This is a genomic window from Actinopolymorpha alba DSM 45243 (assembly GCF_000373925.1).
In the GTDB taxonomy this organism is placed as follows: domain Bacteria; phylum Actinomycetota; class Actinomycetes; order Propionibacteriales; family Actinopolymorphaceae; genus Actinopolymorpha; species Actinopolymorpha alba.
In genome coordinates this window covers 13,036-39,322 of sequence record NZ_KB892763.1, presented here as the reverse complement: position 1 = coordinate 39,322, position 26,287 = coordinate 13,036, and the positions used below count along the sequence as shown (strand labels likewise).

Below are 26,287 nucleotides of genomic sequence, written 5' to 3'. Positions count from 1 at the left end.
TACGACAGGGTCAGCACCCCCGCACCAGCCATGTTGGAGGGGACGAGTGAATGTCAGGCCCGCCCGACGAGTGGGGTTACCCGAACACCAGGTGAACGATCGCACCTACGACAGCTGCCAGTCGACGGGTTCGGCACCCTGCTCGACCAGCAGCGCGTTGGCCCGGCTGAACGGCCGCGAACCGAAGAACCCGCGGTCGGCCGACATCGGGCTCGGGTGCGCCGACTCGATGCACGGAACCGAACCCAGCAACGGCCGCAGCCCTTGGGCGTCGCGGCCCCACAGGATCGCCACCAGCGGCGTGCCCCGCGCCACGAGAGCGCGGATGGCCTGGTCGGTGACCTGCTCCCAGCCCTTGCCCCGGTGCGAGGCCGGCCGGCCGGGCTCGACGGTGAGTGAACGGTTGAGCAGCAGGATCCCGCGGTCCGACCACGGCGACAGGTCACCATTGGAGGGAAGCGGATGCCCGAGGTCCGCGGCGTACTCGCGGTAGATGTTCTGCAGGCTCCGCGGGATCGGGCGTACCTCAGGCGCGACCGAGAAGCTCAGGCCGATCGGGTGGCCCGGCGTTGGATAGGGGTCCTGCCCCACGATGAGCACGCGTACCCGCTCGAAGGGCTGGTGGAAGGCGCGGAGGACGTTCGGACCCGCCGGGAGGTACGCCCGACCGGCCGCGATCTCCTCGCGGAGGAAGTCCCCCATCGTGGCGATACGGTCTTCGACGGGTTGGAGCGCCTGCGCCCATCCGCCGTCCACGATCTCGCTCAGGGGCCGGCGGGCCGCCGAACCGTCCTGGGTGCCGTCGGCGCGTTCGGTTGGTTCTGCCGCCGTCGCCGGTGCGGCCGCGTTGGCGAGGTCGGTCACGTCTACCTCCGGTGCCCGATGGACTGCCGTCTGTCGTGGAACAGACCCGCCATGCTAGTGGTGCGTACGCCAGCGGTGACGGCGGCTGAGGCGTGTCCGGGCCGGCCGCTTCACCAACCGGGTCCGCCACCGTAGGGTTGAGCGGCGATGACAGACCTTCCGCACAGCGCCTATCAACCCGCCTTCTACCAGGCCCGCCTGCGCGAGCAGGCTGACGCCTTCCGCACCACGGTCGCCGGCGGGCCGCCCTCCGCACCCGTCGCCGCGTGTCCCGGCTGGACTCTCCGGGACCTGGTCGATCACCTCGGCGGCGTTCACCAGTGGGCGACCGCCATCGTGGTGACCGGCCGGGGGCCCACGCACCCGACGGTCGATCTGGCCGACGGAGACGATCCCGCGACGTGGTACGCCGGGCACGCCGCCCGGCTGCTCGACGTGCTCGCGGCCACGGATCCGGATCAGCCCACCTGGACCTTCCACCCGGCGTACACGACCGCGCGGTTCTGGTCCCGCCGGCAGTTCCACGAAACGGCCGTCCATCGGGTGGACGCCGAACTCGCGCTCGGCCTTGACGCCGCCTACGACGCGGACCTGGCGGTGGACGGGATCAACGAGGTGCTGGACGTGATGCTGCCGCGGGCGACGCAGCGGTTCGGTGCACCGGACCTCGCGGCACCAGTGCTCCTCGCCTGCGCTGACCGTGCGGAGCGCTGGCTCCTGCGGCCGCCAGCCGCCGACGCCGGCACCACCTCAGGCGACGCCGCTTCCGTCCCGCCTACCGCGGACGGGCCGCTGATCCCGGAGAGCACTGCCGCGCAGGCGGCCGCGACGATCCGTGGAACTGCCGCCGGACTCCTCCTGACTCTGTGGAAGCGGCAGGTCCCTGAGCTGGATGCCGCACCCAACTACGGTGGGGACCACCCCCAGCGCGCCGGCGCCGCGCTCACCGTCGAGGGAGACGCGGAGGTCGTCGCGCGCCTGCTCGGTTCAAAGCTCACGCCCTGACGTCACGCCTCAGCCGCCAGAGACCGTTGCGGGGAACGGCGCGCCGTCGGCCGCTGGCGTGCGTTCCTCTCCTGGTGTGCGTTCCTCTCCTGGTGTGCGTTCCTCTGCTGGTGTGCGTTCCTCTGCTGGTGTGCGTTGCTCGGCCGCGGTGGGCTCCTGGTTAGGCGTACGCCGACCGCCCGCGCGACCACCCAAGAGGATCCCCATCGCGGCACCCGCCACGACAAAGCCCGCGCCCTGCACGACGAGCATCACCATCGGGCCCAGCTGGTCGCCGAACGTACCTGCAAGACCCGCACCGAGCATCGCCGCGAAGCCCATCGACGTTCCCGCGACGGCGAACACCCGGCCACGGAACACATCGGACGCCGCGGCCTGGATCTCCGCCATCGCGGCCGCGGAGATGACGACGCCCGGAATCCCCACCAGGACCATGAGCAGCACAGCCGGCCAGAACACCGGCCACACCAGTGGATAGGTGAAGAGCACGATGTCGATGACACCGAAGATCACCGACCCCACACAGAGAATGCGGACCTTGGAGAAGCGGGACCCGAACCAACCTGCCACCAGCCCACCGATCACACCCCCGACGGCCTGGGCTGACATCAGCCAGCCGACCTCGGTGACGCCGCCCCGCAAGCCTTCCTTGACATAGGCCGGGAAGAGCACACCCATGATGCCCTCACCGATCGACGTGGCCGTGAACACCGAAATGATGACGAGCAGCACCCTGGAACGGCGGACGAACGCGAGTCCCGCGACGAACTCCGTCCTGACGGCGGCGGTCGCCCGTCCGAGGCCGGACGGGCCAATCCCCGACCGCTGAACGTCCGACTGCTGAACGTCCGATTGCTGAACGTCGGGTTCTGGCGCCTGTTCGGCAGAGGCCGCGACGAATCGGCCGCGAACCAGCGCGAGCAGTCCAGCCGCCACCACGAAGGTGACCGCGTCGACGTAGGCCACCGCCGCGAGCCCCGCCCACGCCGCGAGGAGGCCACCAAGCGCAGGGCCGACCAGGCGGGCGAGGTTGTTGTTGACGGCGTTCAGCGCGTTGGCCGCGACCAACTGCGCGTCGCGGACCAGCAAGGGCAGCAACGCCGCCTCGGCCGGGCTGAAGAACTGCGACAGGCTCGCAGCCGTGAATGCGACCGCGTACACCACCCAGATCGTGTCAGCGCCGCTGACCGCGACCAGCGGTAGGACGACGAGCGCCTGGGCGAGGCTGGTGACGAGCATGACCTTTCGCCGGTCCCACCGATCGACGAACACGCCCGCGAGCGACCCGAAGAGCAGGGTCGGGAGTACGCCAGCGATGACGACGCCGCTGGTCGCGGTCACCGAGCCGGTGCGCTCGAGCACCAGGATCGGCAGGGCCACCCTGAGCATCCAGTCGCCGGCCAGCGAGATCAGGCCGGCGCACCAGACGAGCAGGAAGTTCCGCTGCCGGAGAGGCCGGAAGGAGTCGATCCATGCCTGTACGCCGCCCACTCGCCGCGCATGGTCAACCGTCGTCGTCATGACGTCACTATGACGTCAATTGGATCAACGATCAAGCCTCGCCGGGGCAAACCATGACGTCACCGTGACATTAGCGCCGCTTCCGTGATCATGATCGTGATCATGAAAGTCCGCGGGACGCATGGCCCCTTTCGGCTTCATGATCACGATCACGGGACAGGTCACGCGAGATCGATGGCTCGGGACCAGGGTCGGCTCCGTTCGGGCGACCGGCGTCACCGTGACTACGGACGGGCGACCGGCGTCACCTTGGCTCGGGGCCAGCGCCTCCGGATCCGCCGTCGGCGGCATCGCCATCGCCAGGTGGCTCCGCCTCGGCGCCCGGCTCAGCCGACGGCCTCACGGATCGCTTCGCGGACGGCTCCTCGAACCGCACCTTGCGCAGCTGTTTGTTCATATTGCGCCACAGCAGCACCATCGCCACGCCGATCCCGGCGATGACGACGAACCCGAGCAGGCCAGGACCCACCCACTTCGTGGGGTCGACGGGCGCGGACGCCCCTCCGGTGAGCGGCAACAACATCGCCAGCACCTCGACGCCAGACCTTTCTGGTTGTGGGAACGCTACGTCTATCCTGCGCCGCCGTACGAACGAACTCGGCGCCGCCCCGCCGCGGCGCTAGGAGTGGGTGCCGGCCGCCCTGGTGGACTCGATCGCGTCTCCGGGCCCGGCGGGGCTTCGAAGTCCGGCGAACAGGTCGACTTCGGGAAGCCCGCTCTCAACCAGGCTGCGGGCGAGTTCGTAGTCCTCAGTCGGCCAGGCGGTCATGTGGACGTCGAGCGGGCAGGCGAACCACGGGCCCTCGGGGTCGATCTGCGTCGCGTGCGCGAGCAACGCCTTGTCGCGGACCGCGAAATACTCGGCGCACGGAACCCGCGTGGTGATCCGCGCCGCGTGCGCGGGGTCGGGCTTCCACTCGGCGAGCCGCTCGGCGTAGGGCGACTCCAGGCCACGACGGACCATCTCGTCGTGCATCGCCTGGATGCGCTCGCGGTGGAACGTGTGGTGGTAATAGAGCTTGAGCGGGTGCCACGGCTCGCCGGCCTCGGGATAGGCGTCAGGGTCACCCGCGGCTTCCCAGGCCGCGATCGTCACGGTGTGGGTCATGATGTGGTCCGGGTGCGGATATCCACCGTTTTCGTCGTACGTCGTCACGACGTGCGGGCGGAACTCCCGCATGACCTTGACCAGCGGGGCCGCGGCCACCTCCACCGGCGTGGCGGCGAAGCAGCCCTCGGGAAGCGGGCCGGGCTCGTCGCCTTCGGGGAAGCCCGAATCCACGAAGCCGAGCCACACCTGCGAGATCCCGAGGATCTCGCGGGCACGATCCATCTCCTGGCGACGGATCTCGGCGAGGTTCGCGAGGACGTCGGGGCGATCCATGTTGGGGTTGAGGATCGAGCCGCGCTCGCCACCCGTACACGTGACGACGAGGACCTCGACGCCCTCCGCGACGTACCGCGCTGTGGTGGCGGCGCCCTTGCTCGACTCGTCGTCGGGGTGGGCATGCACATGCATGAGGCGTAGCGGCTCGGGTGCGGTGGACTGCACCGTAGTCTTCTCCTCTGGTCTCGCTCCGGTCACGGCGAAGATTGCCGCCACCATGGTGGCTGACGGCACCGACAGACCTCACACCGGCTGGTTAACGCCTTGACGCCGCTCGGCCCGGGATGGCCGAATCGGGTTCAGCGTTGTTAGCCTCATAGTTCAGTCCGTACAGTTCCGGACACGCTCCGAAACGCCGAAGCCACATCCCGGCATTCCGGACCGGCGAACTGTCCACACGAGCAAGGAGCACATCACCGTGACGCAATCGACCGACGAGAACGTCATCTGGCTCACCCAGGACGCCTACGACCGGCTCAAGGCGGAGCTTGACCATCTCACGGGTCCCGTGCGCGCGGAACTTGCCCGACGGATCGGCGAAGCCCGCGACGAGGGTGATCTTCGGGAGAACGGCGGATACCACGCGGCCAAGGAAGAACAGGGCAAGACCGAGGCGCAGATCCGCAAACTCCAGGACATGCTCCGCCGTGCCCGGGTGGGTGACACGCCGCCGGACGACGGCATCGTCGAACCCGGCATGAAGGTCACGATCCGCTTCGAGGGCGACGATGACACCGAGACATTCGTGCTCGGCTCGCGGGAGCTCCTCGCCCTCGACGAGTCCGTCGACATCGAGGTCTACTCCCCGCAGTCGCCGCTGGGCGCTGCCATCAGCAACAAGCGGAAGGGCGACAGGGCCACCTACGCCGCTCCCAACGGGCGGAGCGTGACCGTCGAGATCGTCGACGCGGTGCCGTTCGGCGCCTGAGCCTTCGCGCCCGCACACCGTCGGGCATCCGCGTCGAGGCACCCCTGGCCACCTCCTGTGCCAGGGGGCCCTCACTTTTTTGGGTCGGGGCACCCCTGGCCAATAGAGGCCTACAAGGGTGCCCCCGACCCAAAGCGTTCCGACCCAAACCCGGCGATGAGGTTCTCAAAGAGCCTCCGCCGGTGCGGCGGTACGCGCCTACCCGACGATCCGGAGCTGGTCAGCGGCCGCGTCCACGCCGATCTCGCCTCGGGCGAGCATGGCCAGCACCTCTTCCCGGGTCGGCTGCGACTCCGGAGGAGCCGGCTCGGCGCCCTGCGGACCGGGGGAATTCTCCAGACCAAGCTTCGCCAGCAGGTCGGCGTACCTCTGTCGAGCGGTCGGATAGCTGACGCCAAGATGCCGCTCCACCTCGCGCATGTTGCCCCGCGAGACGAGGAACACCCGGAGCAGCTCCCGCTCCGCGTCGGTCAGTCCGCAGAACCCACACGACTCGAAGACCCCTGACAGCTCGCTCCCGCACGAGCCGCAGCCGAGCCGGGTGACCTGCAAGCCCGCGCCACAGACCGGGCAGTCGCTCGGCGGGCGGTACGCGGGGTACCGCGACCCGCCGGCGTCCCCGGCCCCGTCCGGACCGTAGGACCTCACGGAGCCTCCTTGACGGTGGCGGTCCCCATGACGACCTCGAGGCTCAGGATGCCGTCACCATCGCCGACGATGTGCTCCTCGCGGTCCTTGCCCGGCGGCTCCCACTGAACCCGGCCAAGCTGGACGTCAGGGCGGATCCGGACGCTCGAGCCCGGCAGCAACCGGAGCTGCATCGAACCCGACTCCGCCCGCAGCCTCGACCGACCCTTGATGATCTTGCCCTCGACCTGCGCGGAACCCGCCTGGACGAGTACGTCGATTGGTCCCTCGACGTCGCGGACCCGGGCCGACCCGGCGGTGACGCGGACCTGCTCGAGCCCGGGCAGGCGCTCGGCGGTCACGCTGCCGGCGGTCACCTCGACCTCGACGATGAGGTTCGGGTTGACGCGTACGGACAGCTCACGCCCCAGATCGAAGACCCGCTCCTGCACATCGCGCAGCGATCGGCTCCGCATCAGCGTGAACCCGTCCAGCGACGCCCCGAACTCGCCCTCGCTGGTGACGACCAGCGTGTTGCCCTCCTGACGTACGACGTGCGGACCGTCGACGGCGACCGTGGAGACGAACGGCTCGCCGATGATGCGGACCCGGCGCCCGACGGCACGGACCCGCAGGCGGGACGTCGTGGCCGTCGCGGGACTGGTCTCCGTCGCGGTGCGCGCGCCTGATGTCTCGGTGTCAGCCGCGGACGGAGTGGGGGCGCCGGCGCGTGCCTGCTCGAGTTTGGCGGCGGCGTCCTCGGGAGAGATCCGGCCGGCCGCGACATCGGCGAGGATCCGGCGGACGGACTCCTCGCGCGCGCGGTGCTCGTCTGCCCGAGCGGCCTGCTCGTCCGCTCGGCCGGCGGCTTCATCGGCCCGAGCGGCTTCCTCGTCTGCCCGAGCAGCGGCTTCGTCCGCGCGGGCAGCTTCCTCATCGGCGCGCGCGTGCGCCGCCACCGAGTCGGTGGCCTCGGCCCAGGGGTCAGACCGCGACGAGGGATCGGAATGGGGGGATGTGTTCTCAGTCATAGGTCGATTTCACCTCCCACTCGGCAAGAATGTCAAGGCGATCTTTATAGATCATCAAAATGACTTACGAAAGTACGATGGGGTACTCCGCCTTGCGGAGGCGAGCGAGTATCTCCTCCCGGTGCTGCTTGCCCCGCGTCTCGACCTGGAGCGACACCTCGACCTCGCCGACGTGCAGGTGGGAGGAGGTGCGTTCATGTACGACGTCCAGCACGTTCGCGTCGGCGGAGGCGAGCTCGCCCAGGAGGGCCGCGAGGCCACCGGGCTGGTCGGGCACGCGTACCCGGAAGGAGAGGTACCTCCCGGCCGCCGCCATGCCGTGCCGGAGGACCCGCATCAACAACAGCGGGTCGATGTTGCCGCCGGAGAGCACCGCGACGATCGGCGGCTCGAAGGCCTCCCGCCCGGCGTCCAGCGCCGCGGCCACACCGGCCGCGCCCGCGGGCTCGACCAGGAGCTTCGCGCGTTCCAGCAGGAGCAGGAGGGAACGCGACAGCGACTCCTCCGAGACGGTCACGACGTCGGCGACGTACTCCTGGACCAGCTCGAACGGCGTCGCACCCGGACGGCCCACGGCGATCCCGTCCGCCATCGTCGCCATCCGCTCCAGCGCGACCGGATGGCCGGCGGCGAGGGAGGCGGGGTACGCCGCGGCTCCGGCCGCCTGCACGCCGACGACCCGAGCCCGCGAGCCACGCCCGGCGAAAGCGGCGGCGATCCCAGCGGCCAACCCACCCCCGCCGACCGCGACGAGGACCGTGCCGACATCCGGGCACTGGTCGAGGATCTCCAGGCCGAGCGTTCCCTGTCCCGCGACGACGTCGGGGTGGTCGAACGGGTGGATGAAGACCGCGCCGGTGCGTTCGGCGTACTCCTTCGCGGCGATCAGCGCCTCGTCAACCGTGTGCCCGGCGAACCGCACGTCAGCGCCGTACGACCGGGTGGCCTCCTCCTTGGGGATCGGCGCTCCGATCGGCATGAACACCGTGGACCGGGTGCCGAGGAGGCTCGCCGCCAGCGCTACACCCTGGGCGTGGTTGCCCGCACTCGCCGCGACCACTCCACGCGCCCGCTCAGCCGCCGACAACCGGGCGATTCGGACGTAGGCGCCCCGGATCTTGAACGAACCCGAACGCTGGAGGTTTTCGCACTTCAGGTACATGGGCCCACCGACCCGATCGGACAGCCAGCCCGAGCTCACCATTGGAGTCACCCGCGCAACGCCCTGGAGTTGCTTCGCGGCGCCCTCGATGTCGGCCAGCAGTTGCGCGAGATCGAGGGGCTTACTCCTCGATCCTTCTGAGGAGGTCGATCCGGTCATGTCCGCAGTCTGACACCCATCCCGCTGTCCCCTCGGCGCCGCCCGGCGTAGAAACGGGATATGGAAGGTACGCCGACCGCCGGGCGCCGTTCAGGAGTGGCCCGACCAGTTGCCCGGCCGCCCGGACCGCGCGGCAGTCTCCTCTACGCCGGCATCGTTGCCCGGCGCGATCCGACGGCGTACTTCGAGGGCATCGTCCGCGACCATCCCCGGCTCGCCCATCTCCGGCTCGGCCGCGAACACGTCTACGTCCTCGGCCATCCGGAGTTGGTGCAGGAGCTGTTCGTCGCCCGCGGGCGGGCGCTCCGGAAGGGTCGGGCGCTCGAACGCATCCGCATGCTGCTCGGCGACGGTCTCCTCACCAGCGAGGGCGAACGCCATCGCACACAACGGCGCCTCATCCAGCCCGCCCTCCACGGTGACCGCATCGCGGCATACGCCGACGACATGGTGGCGACCGCCCGCGCGTACGACACCCGCTGGCGGGACGGTGAGGTACTCGACCTCGCCCGGGAGATGTCCGGACTCACCCTCACCGTGGTGGGTCGGGCGTTGTTCGGGTCGGACCTGCGCGAGGAGACGGCACGGGTCGCCGAGGCGCTCGCGGCCCTGCTGGGTGGGTTCCAGCGGCACCTGCTGCCCGGCGCGGATCTGCTGCTGCGGATCCCGACGCCGGGGCGGGCCCGGATGTTCGCCGCGATCGACCGGCTCGACCGGCTCGTCCGGGAGCTGATCGAACGCCGCCGGGCCGCACCACCCGGTCCGGATCTCCTGTCCACGCTGCTCGCTCACCTGGACGACGACACGCAGGTCCGCGACGAGGTCATGACCTTGCTCCTCGCCGGGCATGAGACCACCGCGACCGCGCTCACCTGGACGTGGTGGCTGCTGTCTGAGCATCCGGAGGTGGCCCGCTGGCTGCACGAGGAGTTGGACACCCGGCTGGACGGCGTTCCGTCGTACGCCGATCTGGACCGGCTGCCGCGGACCCGCGCGGTGTTCGCCGAGGCCATGCGCCTCTACCCGCCGTCCTGGATCCTCGGCCGTCGCACCCTCACGGAGGTGGAGCTGGACGGCTGGACCCTGCCCGCCGGGTCGCTCTGTGTGGCGAGCCAGTGGGTGCTCCACCGGGACGGGAGGTTCTGGGCAGCGCCGCTGGAGTTCGCGCCGCGGCGGTGGATCGGACCCGACGGGCGGTACGACGAGGCCGTGCCAGGGCAACCACGCGGGGCGTACCTGCCGTTCGGTCTGGGCGCACGGATCTGTGTCGGTCTGGCATTCGCGTGGATGGAGGGAGTGCTGGTCCTCGCCACGCTGGCCCGGCACTGGGATCCCGAACTCGCCCCCGGCCAGAAGGTCGAGCCGCTGCCCGCCGTAACCCTGCGCCAGAAGTACGGCATGCGGATGCGTCTCCGCGCGCGGCGTTGAAAACCCGCCAGAGACCGCAGCAGCGGGCACGGATCGCAGCCAGACTGGCGCGAACGGTAATAGTTGCATGACCCAACCAAGCGCATATACTTGCGGGATGCAAGCAGTCAGCGCGACCCAGGACCCGCAGGGGACCCCCCGGGACACCTCCGAGGCGCTCCTCGTCACGTTGATGCGCATGCTCAGGCTGATCAAGCGGGCCCACGACGCGCCGATCGAGCCGGCCCTGCAGTACGTCCTCTACAACGTCAACTGCACCGGGCCGTTGCGGCTGTCCGACCTGGCCGCGCAGGTCCAGCTCGACATCTCCACGGTCAGCCGACACGTCCGCGCACTCGAAGTCTCCGGACACCTGGAGCGCGCCGCGGATCCCGCCGACAAACGCGCCGCGCTCCTGTCCGTCACCGAATCCGGCCGGAAGGTTCTGCACGACACCTTCGCCCGCCGCCGCGCGGTGCTGTCCACCGCACTGTCGGCCTGGCCCGAGGCCGACCTCAACACTCTCGAACATCTCCTCAACCGGCTCGCCGACGACCTCGAGACCGAGCTGAAGCCCTCGGCACCCAAGCGCTCCGACTCATGAGCGAGCGAACACAGCGCGATAAGTGCCTCATGCGCGCCCGCAACGAAGCGAGGACGCGCATGAGCGCCCGAGGACTCGGCGGTCCCAGCAGCACTTCTCTCACCGTGGCTCTCCTGTGCCACCAGCACACGAAGAACGTCTTGGAGTTCATTCGATGACCGAAAGCCAACCGCCAGATACGGCAGACCCCAACTCCACCACGCCCACCGGCCCCGGCTACCTCTCCCACCGACAGATCCTGGTCGTGCTGGGCGGCCTGATGGCGGGCATGCTCCTCGCCGCCCTCGACCAGAGCATCGTCGGTACCGCCCTTCCCAGGATCGTGAGTGACCTCGGCGGCCTCGACAAGCTGTCCTGGGTCGTCACCGCGTACCTCCTCACCTCGACGGCCTCCACCCCGCTGTGGGGCAAGATCTCCGACCTCTACGGCCGCCGACCGATCTTCCAGGCGGCGATCGGCACGTTCATCGTGGGTTCGGTCCTCGCCGCGCTCTCCCAGAACATGGTCGAGCTCGTGGCGTTCCGGGCCATCCAGGGTCTCGGTGGCGGCGGCCTGATGGCCCTCGCCTTCGCGATCATCGGCGACATCATCCCGCCCCGCGAACGCGGGAGGTACCAGGGCTACTTCGCGGCGGTGTTCGGCGTCTCGAGCGTCGCGGGTCCCCTGCTCGGCGGCTGGTTCACCGACGGGCCGGGCTGGCGCTGGATCTTCTGGATCAACCTGCCGATCGGCGTCGCGGCCCTCATCGTGACGTCGTACGCGTTGCGGATGCCGCTGGTCCGGCGTAACCACCGCATCGACTACCTCGGCGCCGCCACCATCGTCGCCGCCGTGTCCTGCCTGCTGCTCTACCTGTCCTGGCGGGGCGAGTCGTACGGCTGGACAGAAGCGGGCTCCCTGCTGCTTCTCGGCGCGAGCGTCGTACTGACCGGGTTGTTCGTCTTCATCGAGTCGCGGGCCGCCGAGCCGATCCTGCCGCCGCGGTTGTTCCGCAACTCGGTCTTCACGGTCAGCAACATCTACGGCCTGCTCGCGGGGTTCGCGATGTTCGGCACGATCATCTACCTGCCGATCTACCTGCAGGTGGTCAAGGGCATGTCGCCCACGGCGTCCGGACTCGCGATGCTCCCGGCCGTCCTCGGCATCTTCACCTCGTCGATCGGCGCGGGCCAGCTCATCACCCGTAACGGCCGCTACAAGATCTACCCGATCATCGGTGCCGCGGTGATCGCCATCGGCGTCTGGCTGCTGTCGCAGCTTCACGCCGACTCGTCGATGTGGACCGTGGGCGCGTATCAGTACATCGTCGGCTTCGGCCTCGGGCTCACGATGCAGACCATCATGACCGCCGTCCAGAACTCCGTGCACTTCAGCGACATGGGCACGGCCACCAGTGCGGTGACGTTCTTCCGGACGATGGGCGGTGCCATCGGTACGGCGTTGTTCGGGGCCATCCTCACCAGCCGGCTCAGCACCCACCTCACCGAGGTCCTGCCCGCTGGCGCGGCGGCACACCTCCCCGCCGGCGCGACCCAGAACGTCACGGCCATCCAGAACCTCCCGCCCGACCTCAAGGCGCCGGTCGTCGAGGCGTTCGTACGCTCGCTTCACGACGTGTTCCTCGCCGGCGTGCCGTTCGTGGTGGCCGCGTTCGTGGTGGCGTTCTTCCTGAAGGAGCTACCGCTCGCCACCGGACAGGGTGGGACGGCACCGGGAGGTACGACAGAAGCGGACCTGGCCCCCTCAGCGCCGCACTAGCAGACGATCCCGGCCGTCATGCCGGACCATGATCAAGTCGGAGAGTGGCCCGCGTTCCGCAAGGAGCGCGGGCCACTTCGCCTTAGAGGCTTAGAGGTCGCGAGCGGCAGGTCATGATGGGGAAGGATTGTCGTCGCTATATGACTGAAATCCTTCCCCATCCTTGAACGCACTGCCCCCTGTCTCAACATCCAGACGCCTGCGCTGATTCAAGATCATTTCGGGGAAGTGGCCCACGCTTCGCGCGGATCGTGGGCGTTTTCCGCAAGTTGATCTTCAACTTCTCCGAAGCTATCGCCGGTTCGGTCCGGAGACGCCAGGAACCCGGCAAAGGCTCTGGGGAATTCCCTCGACGAGACGTCAAGGGAGCCTGCGAGCAGTCCGGCGAGGGAATTCCCCAGAGCCCCCAGAGCTAGCAGAGCCAGCCGCGCCCCCAGAACCAGCAGGACCCCCAGAACTAGCAGAGGGTCAGTAGCCGAAGCGCCACCGGGTCGGGACCGTGAGCGCGGACACGAGCAGTTGGTGCCGGTACGCGAATCCCTCCCGCCAGGCGGTGTCCTCGCGGACCGTCACCGGACCAGAGGAGAACCGCATCGGGTTGCCCGACACCGCGTGCCCGCTCCACAGATGGGCGGTCCCGTCCGCACCGATCGGAACCTCCCCGCGGTGCCCCACGAAACCAGCGATCTCCTGGAACATCCGCAGCGGCTCGGCGACGAAGTCCTCGTAGCGCACCCGCATCGTCGGCACGCCGCGGCGGGCGAGCAGCGCCGGTACGACGTTCTCGGCGGTCCACTGCACTGACGCCCGGGCCGGTGAGTAGCGGGCCATCTCCTGTTCTGGGCTGGTCCCCGTCGCATCCGGCCGGGGTACGCGTCTGGACCACGAGTGTGCGACCGCGCGAGGATCGCGTACGACGTGAAGGATCCGCATGCGGTCTCCGTAGCGGTGCCGGAGGCAGGCGGCGAGCGAGGCGTGCTTGCTGGCGTCGACCACGGTCGGCTGGCCACTCACCCGGGCGATCGCGGCGTACAGCCGGTCGTACAACTCGGTGTAGCGCTCGACCCGGCTGGCGAGTTCGTCGGGGAGTTCGCGGGCGAGGAGGTTCGGGATGAACCGCGTACGGTCCACCGAGGCCTTGAGGTCGAGGATCTCGTGCGGGTCCAGGCGGTCCCAGCCACCGAACGCCTCGACTCCGACGTCCTTCCAGAACGCGCACCCACTGAACGCCGCGCCGCACCCGCAGGACTCGTCGTCGACCAGACCGCGCCGCCACAGGTGAACGAGTTCGCCCACGGCGCACATCCCCGGCAGCTCGCCAAGCAGACGCTCGATCAGGGTCGAGCCTGAGCGCCCCATCCCCCCGACGAAGACCAGGCGAAAGTCTTCCACAAGCAGGCAAGCTACTACGCAGCCGATGGATTCATGGGCCGAACGCGCGCTCTGGGGCCGTTGGTCGTCATCTTCACCGGCTCCGCCGCCGCGCCGACGGCCGAGCCGCGGCCGCCGCCGCGGCGGCGCGTTCGTCGGCGAGGTGCTGGACGACACCGTTCACGACCGCGACGGTCGGGACGGCGAACAACGCCCCCGCGATCCCCCCGAGGTAGGCGCCGGCGGTGATCGCCAGGATGACCGCCAGCGGATGGAGCTTCACCAGCCGCCCCAGCAGGAACGGCTGGAGTACGTGCGCCTCCAGTTGCTGGACCAGGATGACGCCGCCGAGCATCAACGCACCCACCACAGGTCCGTGCGCGACCAGCGCCACGATGACCGCGACCGATCCGGCGATCAGGGATCCGACGATGGGTACGAACGCACCGAGGAACACCAGTACCCCGATCGGGAACGCCAGGGGTACCCGCAGGATCAGCGCGACGATGGTGATTCCCACGGAGTCGACGAGCGCCACGATCAGGGTGGCCCGCACGAACGCCTCCAGTGACCCGAACCCCCGCCGGCCGGACGAGTCCACCTCCGTGCGTGCCCGGCGCGGAAACAGCCGGACCGTCCAGCCCCAGATCCGCTCGCCCTGGTAGAGCATGAAGTACGTCGCGAACAACGCGACGAAGAAGCCCGCGACGACGTGGCTCACCGTCGTTCCGACGAACAACACGCCCTGCGTGATCTGGATCCTGCCGATCGCCCGCTGCACGCTGGCGAACGCGCTGTCGATCTGGCGTTCGGAGATGTGCAGCGGTCCATGGACGAGCCAGGCCCGCACCTTCTCGACCCCGGTGACCACCTGTTGGTAGAGGTCCTGGAAGCCGGTGGCGATCTGTTGCCCCGCCAACGCCAGCAGACCCCCGACGAAGAGGAGGACACCCACCAGGGTGAGCGCCGAGGCCAGGCCGCGACGTACCCCGAGCCGGGTGAGCCCGTCCACCGCGGGCAGGAGCAGGGCGGTGGCCAGCAGCGCGACGAACACCGGGATGACGACCACCTGGATCTGGACCAGGATGTACGCCAGGACGGCGATGGCCGCCGCGATGATCAGCAGTCGCCATGACCACTCGGTGGCCACGCGGATGCCATAGGGAATCGGCACCCGTGCTTCCTGCTCGGTGACAGCATCACGGACCAGCCTTGCCCGCCGAAGGCTGGCCGGCCACCGGGGCGCTCGGCGTGTGCCACGGTGGGGGGTGACCACGCCCGGCTCTTACCCCGCAGGATCGCCGGTCAGTCGGCGGACCAGTAGCGATCGCCGGCCAGGATGAAGGCGGAGGCCCCGACGAGTCCGGCGTTCTGGTCCAAAGTCGCCCGCACGACGCGCGCGTTCTGGGTGAACCCCATCCGCGCGTACGTACGCAGGTGACGCTCGAGCGGCTCGAACAACAGGTCACCCACCTGTGAGACCCCTCCGCCGACGACGATCAGGCCGACGTCGCACAGCGCGATGGAGGAAGCGATGCCGACACCGAGCGCCCAGCCCGCGCGCTCGAACGCCTGGAGCGCGATCTTGTCTCCCGCCCGGGCGTCCTCGGCAAGCTCCTTCGTCGTCGCGGCTTCCGTCACCTCCGAACGCCAGCCCTGCGCGCGCGCCCAGGCCGCGAGCTCGGGACCGCGGGCGATCGCCTCGACACAGCCGATCCCGCCGCACCCGCAGGGAGGTCCGTTCGGATCGGCGACCATATGTCCGACGTGGCCGGCGTTCCCGCTGGCGCCGTCGATGAGCCGGCCGCCCAGGATGAGCCCGCCTCCGACACCTGTCGACACGACCATCCCCAGCATGTTGCTGACACCCTCGCCGGCGCCGCGCCAGTTCTCCGCGACGACGACGGCCACCGCGTCGTTGTGTACGCGGACGGGTACGCCGGGATAGGCCTCGATCAGCCGCTGGCGAAGCGGGAAGTCACGCCAGGCAGGCAGGTTGACCGGCGACACCGCACCCTCGGGCCAGCGCATGGGTCCGCTGCATCCCACCCCAACGCCCTGGATGGCTGGCCGGCCAACGGCGTCCAGGACGCGTTCGCACAAGGCGTGCAGGCGTTCCCAGATCGCGTCGCCGTCGTCGTCAGGGCCAAGGGTGGTGAGTGCCCGATCGCTGACCAGCACCTGTCCGTCGGCAGCCACCAGACCGGCGGCGAGCTTCGTACCGCCGATGTCGACGGCGAGGACAGGAGCATCGGATCGGGTGGCCAGACGGCCGGCAGCTTCGTCGGTCATGAAAGGCATCTTGCACTGTCGTGCACAAACGCCGGTCATGAGGACGACACTGTGTGGATGTTGATCCGGCGGGAGTGCGCTCATGCGACGGTATGACGGGACGGACGCAGAGTCCGAGGTCGCCGAGCTCGCAGACACTCCGCGACGTTCGATACCTCGGTGGCTCCGTCTCGGCGCGCTCGCCTGCGTGGCCGTCGTTACCGGACTCCTCCTCTTTCAACGCCTGACGGAGCCGGCCGTGCGGGCCGAGGTGGCGCCTCCTCGGTTCGTCGACAACTACACCGTCGAGCTCGACGTGAGCATCTCCAACCAGTCCGGCGAGCCGCAGGTCGTCAAAGTGGACCCGCCGCGGATCGCCGGGTTTGACACCGCATTGACCGTCTTCAAGGGCTCGGGCCAAGGTGACGGCTCGGTCGTGTTGGCCGCGCACCGGCGTACGACGTACACGCTGGCGTGGCGGGTGCGGGACTGCGCGGCCACCCCCGCGGCCGGACCGGGCGACGTGGCCGCGCGGGTGACGTTCGGCCGGACCGTCGGCGTCAGGGAGACCTTGCGGTTGGATCTCGGCGAGCCGCGGAAGCTGGTGCCGTCGATCTGCCAGCTGACACCGGATCGTGGGCAGCCCCGGCTCGTGGACACCGGCCACGTTCGGTGGACGCGCGGACGTCCGCTCGCGATCACCATCACCGTCCAGAACACCGGCGGCCGCCCGCTGACCTACCGCGGTGCGGTCCTGCCGTCGGGCGCCACGGCCGGTGATGCCGGTCCAACGCTGCGACCTGCCCCCACCGTGCCGGTCGGTGGGCAGCAGGAGATCACCTTGTGGTTTGAGGCGAACGGCTGCCGGATGCCGGTCGGTGGGCCCTCGACGGTGGTCCTGCGGTTTACCACCGCGGGATCGAACCGACCGGACTCGCTGGAGGTCCGGCTGGCCGACAGCTGGGAGAACCTCCTCGGCGTCTGCGACCCGGACTTCTGAGCAGAGCGGTCAGTGGAAGCGGCCGAGCCGGGACAGGAAGTCCGGCTGAGCCTCGCCGCCGATGTCCGCCGCGTCGCGGTGGTCTGGTGGCAGGTCGCCGTTGGGGGTCAGGTGCGTTGGCTCGTCGCTTGCTTCCACCGCCGGAAGGTCGGGCACCTCCACCGTCAACGGCTCCGACCCGTTGGTACGCCGGCTGGCCGCGTCGACCGCGAGGTCGGCGAGATAGGTCGCCAACCCGGCGTTGCGGAGCTGACCTTCCGTCGGGGTGGCGGCCAGCAGATCACCGGCGGCGCGGGCGGCGTCGGAGGTGGTCGTGGCGCCGCGGCGTTCGACGACCCGCCCGAAGATCGTGGCGTAGTCGTTGGCGTCGAAGTCGCGGGTACGGACGACCCGCCACCATGCGGCCAGGGTAGGACTCGCGTCGACCAGCCGGCGGTAGCCGTCGACCGCACCGAACGCGACGATCTGCACCTGGGAGCCGTGCACGCTGATCAGCCGGTGAAGCTCCTCCGCCAGCGCCTTGCCGTTGAGGCCGTGGCTGACGAGCTGGTCGAGCCCGTCGATGGCGACGAGGCGCTCGCCGTCGCAGCCCTCGATCCGGTCGCGCAGCTGGGTCACGGCGTTCGAGGCGCTGAGCCGGGCGAACTGCTCATGGGTGAGCCAGACCGCCGTGCCATCGAAGCCGCGGAGGGTCAGCAGCCGGGCGAGGACGTCGACGGTGAGGCTCTTGCCGGTGCCGGGAGGTCCGGCGACCAGAAGCCGGATGTCCTGGTCGGGTGCGCTGAGTGCCTCACGGAGCGCGGCCGCGAGCGCCGGCTGACCCACGATGGTGTCGATCATGGCCAGGGCCTGCGCGATCGCGCTCGGCCCGACGTGCGTACCGTCGCCCTCCTCCTGCGCCGGCTCCGGGTCCGCGGGCTCGGGACTCGCCTGCTCTGAGCTTGCCTGCTCTGAGCTTGCCTGGTCTGGCCTCGGCTGCTCTGGCGTCGGCTGTGCAGAACTCGGCTCGTCTGAACGCGGCTCGTCGGGACTCACCGACTCGGGGTTCGACTGCTCAGAATCCGGCTCGTCGGGACTCGCCTGCTCCGGACTCGTCTGCTCCGGACTCGGCGGCTCGGGGCTCGGCGGCTCGGGGCTCAGCGGCTCCGCCCCCGGCTGCTCCGGACTCGCCTGCTCGTAAGAGACGTCTGGGTCCTGCACCGGCGCCGAAGGGCCGTGAGCGGCGGGCCGGTGACCCGTGTCTCCCGAAACGCCGTTGCGTTGCTCCGTCTGGTCGGCGAGGTGACCGTTGTCGGCGGGTTGGGGGGCCGCGGGCTTGGCGGCAGCGGACTCGCGGGTGCCGTTGCGTCCATAGTCACCGCTCGGGAGCACTGCCACCCGCTGCTGGTGGGCCAGCGGGTCGAGCACCTCGGTGAACTCCGGCTCCTCATCGGCTCCCGGCTCTGCCTCCCAGGTCGGCGCGGATGGCTCACCGACGGCCTCGTCCTCCGCCGCCTCGGGCCGCGCCAGCTCTGATTCGGCCGGAGCTTCCGCCGCCAGATCCGCCGGCGACTCCACCTCGGACTCCGACGGCACCTGGCCCGCGTCGGCGGGCGGCTTGTGCCCGAACGGGAACGCCTCCTCGGCCGCGAGCCAGCCCGGCATGGAGGTAGTACCGGTGAGCGGGTGGCGTACGCGGCGGACCCGGAACAACCGGCGGACGTCCTCCTGGAACCATCCGACCGGCACGTCGCAGGTGCGCGGTGTCACGGGAGTGCCGGGAAGGCCCTGGAGGCCACCGGTGAGGCGGACCGCCAGGTCGAGCCAGGCCCGGCACAGCTCGAACTCACCCGCCACCAGCCCGCGCGCCAACCACGCCCTGATCCGCCCGGCCCACAGGCGAGGGTTCCAGGACCTCGCCAGGGCTGGCAGTTGCGCCTGCACCTGGGCATAGAACTCACCGCGTACGCCGACCGCGAGCTCGGCGGGCACGTCGGTGATGCCCGCCTGGATCAGCAGGTGCGTCAACGTGGTGGTCGTGCTGTCAGCGCCCGTGACGGTCGCCGCGAGGCGTTCGTGGGCAGCCGTCCAGCCGTCGACGACCCAGCTGAGGTAGCCCACGGTGCCGGTCAGCTCCGGCAGCATCTGGACCAGGTCGTCGCTGGCCGCGTCGGCCCACCGCTCCTCCAGCGCCATCCACTCCGCCCGGATCAGCGGGACGGTGCGGGTCGCGTCCATCAGGTCGGCATCGCCCGCGGCCTGGTCGAACAACGCGAGGAGCGCCTGACGCCGGGCCTCCCAGGGCGGCACGTCGGCCAGCCTCCGCAGGATCTCGACCGTCACCTCCAGGGCGACCTCGCGCAGACCCGGATCGTCGCCGGCAGCGCGGAAGAGAGCACCACCGGGCGGACGCCACGGGGAAGCCGGTGCCGCCCAGCGGACGGTGGAGTCGGTACTGGCATTGGGGTCGGGACGGAAACGACGGACGAGGTCCCATTCGAACCGGTGCTGGTTGCCGCCCCGGACACCAGCGTCACCGCAGAGGAATCCGACGATGCCGACCACGTCTGCCACCACCGCCGGCACCGGCGCACGCAGACCTGGATAGGCGCCGAGAGTGAGCCGGGACGAACGACGGTCGGCAACCAGTGCGTCGATCCGTGCTGACAGCTCGTCGATCAGACCGTCAGGCACCCGCCACGGACCGTAGGCATACAGGTCCAGCACGGGCTCGTCGGCGATCAACAGGTCGAGGGATCCAGGGAGCTGGGACTCACTCATGCCGGTTGTCCTCCGCGCCAGCGGGTTGCGAGGCGCCTCGCGTCGGGTTGATAGGGGATCACTGCCACTTCTCTGCGCGATCGTGACAGATCGTCGCGAAGCCTATCGGAGCGGACGGACAATGCCACCGATAAGTACCGCGCCGAAGGCGTGCCACGCCCCCTTGTGGCCACACAGACCGTGACCCGCCACCGCGCGAGGGCCGCGGGGCGACGGACGGGCTGCGGAATGGCGCGGCCTGATTCCGTACAGCCTCACCGATCTCGCACACTCGGTGTGATCAGGAAAGATCACTCAGCGAGACGACACGGCAAACCTCCGAGCACTCGGTGCCGGATATCGCCCGATCACCTGCGACCGGTCGACACGTTCCGTCATCAGGGTGGCGAACGTCGCTCCACCGCTGGAGGCTGGAGACGAGCCGAACCTGGCCACCTGCTCCACATCCGCACCCGCACCCGTCATCCCCACCCAGATCCCCACCCGTCATCCGCACTCACCACTCGTACTCGTCCTCACCAGCGACCACACGGGAAGCTGATCGGTGGAAGCCGTACCCCGCCCCGCAGCACCCGCGGTCCGGACTCTTGTCCAGCCCGCGGAGCTCCGCGCCGCCGTCGCGCTCTACCGCCGGGTCCTCGGGCTCGGCCCGACCGACCCCGCGGTGAGTCCACGCCTGCTGGCCGCGCTCCGCCACAACGGCGGCTCGGTGATCGGGGCGTTCGACGGCACCCGCCTGGTGGGGTTCGCGTACGGCTTCGTCGGGAGGGACGCGGGCACCGGCGAGATCTACCACTACTCCCAGGCCGCGGTGGTGGACCCGGACGTCCAGGGGCGTGGGGTGGGCAGGGCGCTGAAGTTCGGGCAGCGGGCGTTCGTCCTCCGGACCGGTCTGACCCGGATGCGCTGGTCGTTCGATCCGGTACGCGCGAGCAACGGCCACTTCAACCTGGACGTGCTCGGCGCCCGGGCGCGGTGGTTCGTCCGCAATCTGTACGGCGTCGACGACATGGGCCGTGACCTCGGGCAGCCGAGTGACCGGCTGATCGTCGAGTGGGACCTCCTCGGGCCGCCGACGCCACCGATGCCGCCGGCCAGCCAGCCCGTCGGCGCGCTGGTGCCCGGCTGGGGTGAGGTCGTACCCACCGGCGCCGACCTCCTGATCGGCGTACCCCGCGACTGGCCGCCCGCCGCGACCGAGCCGTCCCGGGCACAGCGGATCCGGACCTCGGTGAGCGCGGCGTTCGAGGACGCGATGGCGCGCGGGTTCGTCGCCGTGTCGTGCCAGATCAGCGGCGCCGCCCCGGACTCCGCCTGGTATCACCTCCGCCCGGGGGACACCGAGCCGCGGTGCGACACTTGACACGAGCACTCCCAACCGGCGCCGGGAGGCTGCCATGGGATACCGCGTTCTCGCCAGCACTACCGCGGCGACACACTTCCTTTTCCTGGCGTACGTCATCGCCGGCGGATTCATGGCCTGGCGGTGGCCCCGGATGATCATCCCGCACGTGGTGGCCGTCGCGTGGGCGCTGGTCGGCGTGATCATCCCGCTGGCCTGCCCGCTCACCGCGATCCAGAACTGGCTGCGCCACAAGGGCGGCGAGGCGGTGCTGCACCGGGGGTTCATCGACCACTACGTCACCGGCGTGCTCTATCCGGCGCGGTACGAATCAGCCATGCGGGTGCTGGTGGCGTGCGTCGTGGTGGTCTCCTGGCTCGGGGTCTACCAGCGCCGACGGACCCGGCGAATGCGGATGGCCTGACCACCGCGGGCACACCGGCGTCGTTCACCCGATCGAACGCAGCCGCGGGAGCAGGCGCGCGACCTCCTCCGCGCTGGCCACCGGGTCGCCACCGCGCAGGACCACGATCACCTCGCCGATGCCGATCCGGGCGTACGCCTCGACTGCCGTGAGCAACTCCTCGGGCTGGTCGGCGTACCGCACCTGGACGGTACGCCGGATCGCCGCGGGGTCCCGGCCCACGTCCGCGCAGTGTTGGTCGAGGACCGCGGACAGCTCAGCCAGCTCCTCCACCGAGCCACCGGCGGCGTTCCAGGCGTCGGCGTACTTGGCCGTGATCCGCAGGGTGCGCTTGCGCCCGCTGCCACCGATCCACAGCGGAGGGCCCGGCTTCTGGACCGGCTTGGGGTTGGAGAGCGCGTCGGTGAGGCGGTAGTGCGTGCCGTGGAAGGTCGTCGTCGGCTGGGTCCACAGCGACCTGATCACCTGGCACGCCTCCTCGAGCCGGTCGAGGCGCTCCCGCACCGTCCCGAACTCAAGGCCGAGCATGGTGTGCTCGACCTCCGCCCAGGCCCCGCCCAGACCGAACTCCAGGCGCCCGCCGGACAGGTGGTCGACCGTGGTCGCCATCTTGGCGAGAACGCCCGGGTGGCGGTAGGTGTTACCGGTCACCATGCAGCCGATGCGGACGCGGCGAGTGCCCTCCGCCATCGCGGCCAGCAGGCTCCAGCCCTCAAAGACGTCGCCGCTCGGGTCGTCGCTGCCGATGGAGGCGAAATGGTCGAAGTTCCAGCAACTGTCGAAGCCGGCCTCGTCGGCCACCTGCCACACACCCCGCAGGGCGGCGACGGTGGTGTGCTGCGGAGCGAGCTTGATGCCGATCCGGGGAGGGGTGTGTGAACGCGCCGCGGAATCAGGTCGATGGGGTGCGGTGTCGGAGGTCATGCCCCAGTCCTACCGCTCGCTGGACGATCTCCGCGACTCTGCTGAGGACCTATTCAAACCTCCTGGTCGCCGCCCGCCGCGCATCCCCACCGCCGCGCATCTCCCCCGGCGACGCCAGGAGCGGCGACGCAGGGTGAGGGCGACGGCTGCAGCGGGTGTTGGGTCGGGGGCACCCTTGGCCAGAAGAGCCGTACAAGGGTGCCCCCGACCCAACGTGGCAGGGCGGTTGGCCTGGTGGCGGCAGACGAATCCCGCGGTCAGCGCTTCTTCGACCGCGGACGCGGCATCCTCGCCGTGACCCACTTCTTGAGAGCGGGACCCGACTCGAAGCTCGTGATCATCGCGTAGCGCGGCTCGGGCCCCGGGTGGTAGACCGCGTGCCAGAGCCGCTCTGTGTCAACCAGGAACTGCGCGTTCCGCGGCAGCGGGATGCGGTGTTCGGTCGACGGGTCGTCCTTGTCCTCGCGCAGGACCATGTAGCTGTCCGGGTCGTCGGTGAGGTTGACCCAGGCCCGGACGACCCAGCCTTCCCCGTCGGGATTCAGCCGGTTGTTGTCGTCCTGGTGCAGGAAGCGGGACGTCACCTCGTTCTCGCTCGTCGACGGGTTGAGTTTGATCACCCGGACCCGGCCGAAGCGAACCTTGGAATCCTCCACCCAACGGCGAAGCGTGGGCGCCTTTTCGGCGTTGTCCGTCCAGATGCCGTCCTTGTCGGGCTTGCCGAGTTCCCAGAAGCCGCGCGGATCATCCGTGCCGTCGGCTGACGCGAGTACGGCGAAATTCGTGTCACCGCCGGACTTCCAGTCAAGATAGTCGAGCGCCTCCCATTCCTCAGCCGCGATGTGACGTTCGTTCGGCTTCAGGATCACGAAACCATCGCGTTCGAGGATGTCGAGCTTTCGGTGCGCCATTATCTGTTACCCCCTCGGAATCAGTACGCCCGCGGACCTCGTACTCACCTTCCCCGCGATATCAGCCGCGTATTCTCTCGATACGGTCAAGTCGTCGAGGCCAGACCGTAAGACAAATACCGTCGGGTTTTCTGGAGACGATATTCACGGCGCCGAGGAGAATTCGGCCCGCCGCAATTCCCGGCGAGCCGGGAATTGCGGTCGAGTCAGTTGGGTCGGACGAGTACGAACGGCCTGCCGGTCGAGCGCTGACCGAGCGGATTGTCGGCGAGCACGCGAGCCAGGATGTCGGCCGGCAACGCCCGCGGTGAGACGGCCCGGACCGAGCCGCCGAAGTCGTTGATGTCGACGATGGCGACGCCTGAGTCGAGTTTCGCCTCGAGTTCCGCGCAGAGGGTGGTAGCGTCATCGACCGGGAACGGCGGGAAGAGCAGGTGGTCGTACGGCGGCGTGCCTCCGTCGACCGTCCGGGCGAGATCGCCGGCCACGTGGAAGAACATCCCCTTGAGCCCGAACGGCCGCGTCATGCCCGCCACCAAGGCCGCCGCATAGACCCGCGGACGCCCGATTTGGCGCAGGACCCACTCCATTTTCACGGGTATCGAAAGGCCGAGGGTGTCGTGGTGCGGCCGGACGAACCGAGAGAGAAAGCGCGCGTCCCGACTGATGGGAACCTTCTCGACCGGAATTGCCCGGCCGGAAAGGAGAAGCGCGACCTTCTCGCTGACGGCCACCGTGTCACCAGGCCGGCGATCCGCGGCATATTCGACCAGGATCTCGGCGAGGTCGTCGCTTTCCCGCAGCCACCGGGTCCTGACCGCACATCTGTGGAAGACGCGGCCAGCAACGACCTTCATGGTCCAGTGCGGTCTTTCGATAGCAGAAATCTTGAACACCCCCACCTGCACATTCCCGCGGTACTGTCGAAATCCAATTCTCGCCACGAACCGTAGGGGCATGGGGGAAATTAGAATTCTTTTAACTTCGCGTTCAACTCGAAGAGGTGGACCAGAATTATGTCCACCAATAACTCCGAGCCGGTGCCGCGATCTCGTTCACGCGGGGACGTGCGTGTCTCCCAGGTGCTCCAGCTGGATCGCCAGCGCCACCGCCACCTCGGGATAGTCGTCAGCGAGCAGGCCGACCGCGGCCAGGACGTACGCCCGGTCCACCACCAACCGCGGCCCTTCGGGAAGCAGCCAGGCACCGGCCCCGTGACCGTCCAGGGCAGCCGCCAGCAACGTGTGGGCCTCCCGCGGTTTGGCATGCCGGAGAACCCCGCCGGACCCGACGAGCAGGGTGACCTCGCGAAGGTCCTTGCCGGTTCGTTCCACCAGCCGGTTACCGGAACTCACCACCACCTGTGCCCGGCCGGAGTGCCGCCGCAAGGCAACCTTGACGGCGAGGATGGCCAGCCGCTGGTCGAGGCTCTGCTCGCCGGGCGAGCCCGCGTCGAGTCCCGGCTCGGCAATCCGGGGGCGTGCCGCGGACCGCAACGCGGGCTCCTCGCCCCCGGCAAGCAAGCCTTCCTTGACGGCCGCCTCGACAATTCCGGCGGCATTCCACCGGACTCCGAGATCGCCTTCGACGGTACGGCTGGCAGGGAGGGTCGAGACCACCTCGCGGCGAAGGTTCGCGTCCTCCGGGTCGAGTTCGACCACCGAATGGACGTCGGTCGTGGCCCCGCCGACGTCGACCACGGCCACACCCGCACCCTGCTGGGTGCCCGCGAGGACCTCCACACCACGCAGGACCAGGTCAGGCGTGGCGCCCCGGACGATGCGGACGAACTCCTCCTGCCGGGACAGATGCTTGCCGCCGATCACGTGGCGTACGAACATCTCGCGGATGGCGGCGCGGGCCGGCCCCGGGCATACGACACCAATCTCCGGCAGGACGTTGTCGGCAACGACACAAGGCGTTCCGGCTTGCTCGAACACCGCTGCAACCTCAGCTTGACAGGATGCGTTGCCGGCGACCACGACCGGAGTGGCATCCCCGGTCGCCGCGAGCGCCTGGGCGTTGGCGCGCAGGACTCGGGTGTTACCGCCGTTGGTACCACCAACGAGGAGGACGACGTCGGGCCGGGCCGCGCGGAGTTCCGTGACCACCGTGGCGTCCAGCGTCCCCGACACGACCGCGACCACGCGGCCGCCCGAGGACAACGCCACCCGATGGCCAGCCTCGCTGGTGACCAGCTGTTCGTTACCGACGACCGCCACGCGCAGCCCGCCACCGGCACTCGAGCACGCCCTTACCTCCCAGGTGGGTCGCTCGCCGGTGCGCTCCGCGAGCCGGGCGCGGAGCACGTCAAGGGCGTCCATCAGGTCAGTGCCGATGGTGGTCGAGTGGCTCGCCGTCGCCACCAGTGCGCCGGAGTCCACATCGACCAGGGCTGCCTTGGTGTACGTGGAACCGAAGTCGACGCACAGGATCCGGGTCACGGAGCGACCTCGGCGCCTTCCCCACTGGGACGCAGCTGCCTGGTGATCGCGGCCTCGAGTTCGTCGAGCGTGCGCGGATACTCCACCGACAGGTCGACGTCGTACAGCTTTGCCAGCACGAGCACCGACCACAGGCAGTCGGCGAGCTCATGCTGGAGGGCCGCGCGGCCGCCGGGCATGTCGCGCGCGCCCTCCTCAGCCATGACCAGCTTGGCGAGATCGCCCACATCTCCGACGAACCCGAGCATGAACTCCTCGCGCGTCCAGCTGCGTTCGCGCTGCCGCAGGTTGAGTTCGTCGTACAGCGCGTGGACGCGCATCGCCCGCGCGGTCAGCTGCTCGAGGTCCATCGGGTCAGCGTAGTGTCCTGCGGGCAGTATCCCTGG

25 protein-coding genes are annotated in these 26,287 nt (G+C 69.6%); 9 read left to right on the top strand and 16 right to left on the bottom strand.

Translation table 11 applies throughout. The features are described from left to right. Positions 1-105: 105 nt before the first annotated feature. Positions 106-768: a uracil-DNA glycosylase gene (locus tag B141_RS0121215; protein ID WP_026257435.1), complete on the bottom strand. Its 663-nt coding sequence runs from the start codon at positions 766-768 to the stop codon at positions 106-108. Between the two features lie 243 nt (positions 769-1,011). On the opposite strand from B141_RS0121215, the gene B141_RS45930 reads away from it, so the two are divergent. After that, positions 1,012-1,869 (top strand): maleylpyruvate isomerase family mycothiol-dependent enzyme, encoded by an 858-nt coding sequence (locus tag B141_RS45930; RefSeq protein ID WP_020577193.1) that lies wholly within the window; start codon positions 1,012-1,014, stop codon positions 1,867-1,869. Between the two features lie 9 nt (positions 1,870-1,878). On the opposite strand, the gene B141_RS41890 is transcribed toward B141_RS45930, so the two are convergent. The 3 genes from B141_RS41890 to mca all read right to left on the bottom strand — a co-directional run bounded on the left by B141_RS41890 (position 1,879) and on the right by mca (position 4,909). Continuing rightward, positions 1,879-3,390 (bottom strand): MFS transporter, encoded by a 1,512-nt coding sequence (locus tag B141_RS41890; RefSeq protein ID WP_051114143.1) that lies wholly within the window; start codon positions 3,388-3,390, stop codon positions 1,879-1,881. A gap of 244 nt (positions 3,391-3,634) precedes the next feature. Beyond that, entirely contained in the window at positions 3,635-3,913 is a 279-nt protein-coding gene (locus B141_RS41885) for a hypothetical protein (protein ID WP_157181172.1), read from the bottom strand. Between the two features lie 96 nt (positions 3,914-4,009). Continuing rightward, positions 4,010-4,909: a mycothiol conjugate amidase Mca gene (gene mca, locus B141_RS0121195; RefSeq protein ID WP_051114147.1), complete on the bottom strand. Its 900-nt coding sequence runs from the start codon at positions 4,907-4,909 to the stop codon at positions 4,010-4,012. A gap of 286 nt (positions 4,910-5,195) precedes the next feature. On the opposite strand from mca, the gene greA reads away from it, so the two are divergent. After that, positions 5,196-5,705 (top strand): transcription elongation factor GreA, encoded by a 510-nt coding sequence (gene greA, locus B141_RS0121190; RefSeq protein ID WP_020577189.1) that lies wholly within the window; start codon positions 5,196-5,198, stop codon positions 5,703-5,705. 198 nt (positions 5,706-5,903) lie between these two features. Here greA and B141_RS0121185 read toward each other — a convergent pair whose 3' ends face one another. The 3 genes from B141_RS0121185 to ilvA form a co-directional block, all read right to left on the bottom strand. Further along, on the bottom strand, positions 5,904-6,353 hold the full coding sequence (locus tag B141_RS0121185; RefSeq protein ID WP_020577188.1) for a DUF2089 domain-containing protein: 450 nt from the start codon (positions 6,351-6,353) through the stop codon (positions 5,904-5,906). Next, positions 6,350-7,363 (bottom strand): hypothetical protein, encoded by a 1,014-nt coding sequence (locus B141_RS45925; protein ID WP_020577187.1) that lies wholly within the window; start codon positions 7,361-7,363, stop codon positions 6,350-6,352. Before B141_RS45925 ends, B141_RS0121185 begins: the two co-directional genes overlap by 4 nt. A 64-nt stretch (positions 7,364-7,427) precedes the next feature. Continuing rightward, positions 7,428-8,684 (bottom strand): threonine ammonia-lyase, encoded by a 1,257-nt coding sequence (gene ilvA / locus B141_RS0121175; protein ID WP_020577186.1) that lies wholly within the window; start codon positions 8,682-8,684, stop codon positions 7,428-7,430. A gap of 60 nt (positions 8,685-8,744) precedes the next feature. Between ilvA and B141_RS0121170 the strand changes: the two genes are divergently transcribed. The 3 genes from B141_RS0121170 (at position 8,745) to B141_RS0121160 (ending at position 12,454) form a co-directional block, all read left to right on the top strand. Beyond that, entirely contained in the window at positions 8,745-10,112 is a 1,368-nt protein-coding gene (locus B141_RS0121170) for a cytochrome P450 (RefSeq protein ID WP_063828643.1), read from the top strand. Between the two features lie 97 nt (positions 10,113-10,209). Further along, positions 10,210-10,695, top strand: coding sequence for a MarR family winged helix-turn-helix transcriptional regulator (locus B141_RS41875; RefSeq protein ID WP_020577184.1), 486 nt, complete (start codon positions 10,210-10,212; stop codon positions 10,693-10,695). Positions 10,696-10,849: 154 nt separating this feature from the next. Then, positions 10,850-12,454 carry an MDR family MFS transporter gene (locus B141_RS0121160; RefSeq protein WP_020577183.1) on the top strand — a complete coding sequence of 535 codons (1,605 nt, stop codon included), beginning with the start codon at positions 10,850-10,852 and terminating at the stop codon, positions 12,452-12,454. Between the two features lie 468 nt (positions 12,455-12,922). Here B141_RS0121160 and B141_RS0121155 read toward each other — a convergent pair whose 3' ends face one another. From B141_RS0121155 to B141_RS0121145, 3 genes are all read right to left on the bottom strand, one after another. Further along, a complete protein-coding gene (locus tag B141_RS0121155; protein WP_202805861.1) occupies positions 12,923-13,846 on the bottom strand; it encodes a sulfotransferase in 924 nt (307 codons plus the stop codon). A gap of 73 nt (positions 13,847-13,919) precedes the next feature. After that, positions 13,920-14,999 (bottom strand): AI-2E family transporter, encoded by a 1,080-nt coding sequence (locus B141_RS41870; RefSeq protein ID WP_020577181.1) that lies wholly within the window; start codon positions 14,997-14,999, stop codon positions 13,920-13,922. 131 nt (positions 15,000-15,130) lie between these two features. Then, positions 15,131-16,117: an ROK family protein gene (locus B141_RS0121145; protein WP_157181171.1), complete on the bottom strand. Its 987-nt coding sequence runs from the start codon at positions 16,115-16,117 to the stop codon at positions 15,131-15,133. An 82-nt stretch (positions 16,118-16,199) separates the two neighbouring features. Between B141_RS0121145 and B141_RS0121140 the strand changes: the two genes are divergently transcribed. Further along, the gene (locus tag B141_RS0121140) at positions 16,200-17,096 is read left to right on the top strand and encodes a hypothetical protein (RefSeq protein WP_020577179.1); all 897 of its coding nucleotides are present in this window, start codon (positions 16,200-16,202) and stop codon (positions 17,094-17,096) included. A gap of 9 nt (positions 17,097-17,105) precedes the next feature. Here B141_RS0121140 and B141_RS0121135 read toward each other — a convergent pair whose 3' ends face one another. Beyond that, positions 17,106-19,856 carry a P-loop NTPase family protein gene (locus B141_RS0121135; protein ID WP_020577178.1) on the bottom strand — a complete coding sequence of 917 codons (2,751 nt, stop codon included), beginning with the start codon at positions 19,854-19,856 and terminating at the stop codon, positions 17,106-17,108. Between the two features lie 382 nt (positions 19,857-20,238). Between B141_RS0121135 and B141_RS49475 the strand changes: the two genes are divergently transcribed. From B141_RS49475 to B141_RS0121120, 3 genes are read left to right on the top strand one after another with little or no spacing between them, the layout of a single operon-like run. Continuing rightward, the gene (locus tag B141_RS49475) at positions 20,239-20,397 is read left to right on the top strand and encodes a hypothetical protein (protein WP_157181170.1); all 159 of its coding nucleotides are present in this window, start codon (positions 20,239-20,241) and stop codon (positions 20,395-20,397) included. Between the two features lie 3 nt (positions 20,398-20,400). Beyond that, a complete protein-coding gene (locus B141_RS45920) occupies positions 20,401-21,219 on the top strand; it encodes a GNAT family N-acetyltransferase (protein WP_020577176.1) in 819 nt (272 codons plus the stop codon). A gap of 34 nt (positions 21,220-21,253) precedes the next feature. Continuing rightward, on the top strand, positions 21,254-21,622 hold the full coding sequence (locus tag B141_RS0121120) for a DUF2784 domain-containing protein (protein WP_020577175.1): 369 nt from the start codon (positions 21,254-21,256) through the stop codon (positions 21,620-21,622). A 24-nt stretch (positions 21,623-21,646) separates the two neighbouring features. Here the strand turns inward: B141_RS0121120 and B141_RS0121115 are convergent, their stop codons facing one another. From B141_RS0121115 to B141_RS0121095, 5 genes are all read right to left on the bottom strand, one after another. After that, positions 21,647-22,546, bottom strand: coding sequence for an LLM class F420-dependent oxidoreductase (locus B141_RS0121115; RefSeq protein WP_020577174.1), 900 nt, complete (start codon positions 22,544-22,546; stop codon positions 21,647-21,649). Positions 22,547-22,803: 257 nt separating this feature from the next. Continuing rightward, positions 22,804-23,457 carry a hypothetical protein gene (locus B141_RS0121110; protein WP_020577173.1) on the bottom strand — a complete coding sequence of 218 codons (654 nt, stop codon included), beginning with the start codon at positions 23,455-23,457 and terminating at the stop codon, positions 22,804-22,806. 206 nt (positions 23,458-23,663) lie between these two features. Continuing rightward, positions 23,664-24,314 carry a hypothetical protein gene (locus B141_RS41860; protein WP_020577172.1) on the bottom strand — a complete coding sequence of 217 codons (651 nt, stop codon included), beginning with the start codon at positions 24,312-24,314 and terminating at the stop codon, positions 23,664-23,666. A 198-nt stretch (positions 24,315-24,512) separates the two neighbouring features. Next, entirely contained in the window at positions 24,513-25,901 is a 1,389-nt protein-coding gene (locus B141_RS41855) for a glutamate mutase L (RefSeq protein WP_020577171.1), read from the bottom strand. After that, positions 25,898-26,251 (bottom strand): nucleoside triphosphate pyrophosphohydrolase family protein, encoded by a 354-nt coding sequence (locus B141_RS0121095; protein ID WP_020577170.1) that lies wholly within the window; start codon positions 26,249-26,251, stop codon positions 25,898-25,900. The genes B141_RS41855 and B141_RS0121095 overlap by 4 nt, the downstream gene beginning before the upstream one ends. Positions 26,252-26,287: the final 36 nt, after the last annotated feature.

What these genes read in the sequence shown, in the direction of transcription:
- B141_RS45930 (WP_020577193.1), top strand. Translation starts at nt 1,012, where the DNA reads ATGACAGACCTTCCGCACAGCGCCTATCAACCCGCCTTCTACCAGGCC.
- B141_RS41890 (WP_051114143.1), bottom strand. Translation starts at nt 3,390, where the DNA reads ATGACGACGACGGTTGACCATGCGCGGCGAGTGGGCGGCGTACAGGCA.
- B141_RS41885 (WP_157181172.1), bottom strand. Translation starts at nt 3,913, where the DNA reads ATGTTGTTGCCGCTCACCGGAGGGGCGTCCGCGCCCGTCGACCCCACG.
- mca (WP_051114147.1), bottom strand. Translation starts at nt 4,909, where the DNA reads ATGCATGTGCATGCCCACCCCGACGACGAGTCGAGCAAGGGCGCCGCC.
- B141_RS45925 (WP_020577187.1), bottom strand. Translation starts at nt 7,363, where the DNA reads ATGACTGAGAACACATCCCCCCATTCCGATCCCTCGTCGCGGTCTGAC.
- ilvA (WP_020577186.1), bottom strand. Translation starts at nt 8,684, where the DNA reads ATGACCGGATCGACCTCCTCAGAAGGATCGAGGAGTAAGCCCCTCGAT.
- B141_RS0121170 (WP_063828643.1), top strand. Translation starts at nt 8,745, where the DNA reads ATGGAAGGTACGCCGACCGCCGGGCGCCGTTCAGGAGTGGCCCGACCA.
- B141_RS41875 (WP_020577184.1), top strand. Translation starts at nt 10,210, where the DNA reads ATGCAAGCAGTCAGCGCGACCCAGGACCCGCAGGGGACCCCCCGGGAC.
- B141_RS0121160 (WP_020577183.1), top strand. Translation starts at nt 10,850, where the DNA reads ATGACCGAAAGCCAACCGCCAGATACGGCAGACCCCAACTCCACCACG.
- B141_RS0121145 (WP_157181171.1), bottom strand. Translation starts at nt 16,117, where the DNA reads ATGACCGACGAAGCTGCCGGCCGTCTGGCCACCCGATCCGATGCTCCT.
- B141_RS0121140 (WP_020577179.1), top strand. Translation starts at nt 16,200, where the DNA reads ATGCGACGGTATGACGGGACGGACGCAGAGTCCGAGGTCGCCGAGCTC.
- B141_RS0121135 (WP_020577178.1), bottom strand. Translation starts at nt 19,856, where the DNA reads ATGAGTGAGTCCCAGCTCCCTGGATCCCTCGACCTGTTGATCGCCGAC.
- B141_RS0121120 (WP_020577175.1), top strand. Translation starts at nt 21,254, where the DNA reads ATGGGATACCGCGTTCTCGCCAGCACTACCGCGGCGACACACTTCCTT.
- B141_RS0121115 (WP_020577174.1), bottom strand. Translation starts at nt 22,546, where the DNA reads ATGACCTCCGACACCGCACCCCATCGACCTGATTCCGCGGCGCGTTCA.
- B141_RS0121110 (WP_020577173.1), bottom strand. Translation starts at nt 23,457, where the DNA reads ATGGCGCACCGAAAGCTCGACATCCTCGAACGCGATGGTTTCGTGATC.
- B141_RS41860 (WP_020577172.1), bottom strand. Translation starts at nt 24,314, where the DNA reads ATGAAGGTCGTTGCTGGCCGCGTCTTCCACAGATGTGCGGTCAGGACC.
- B141_RS0121095 (WP_020577170.1), bottom strand. Translation starts at nt 26,251, where the DNA reads ATGGACCTCGAGCAGCTGACCGCGCGGGCGATGCGCGTCCACGCGCTG.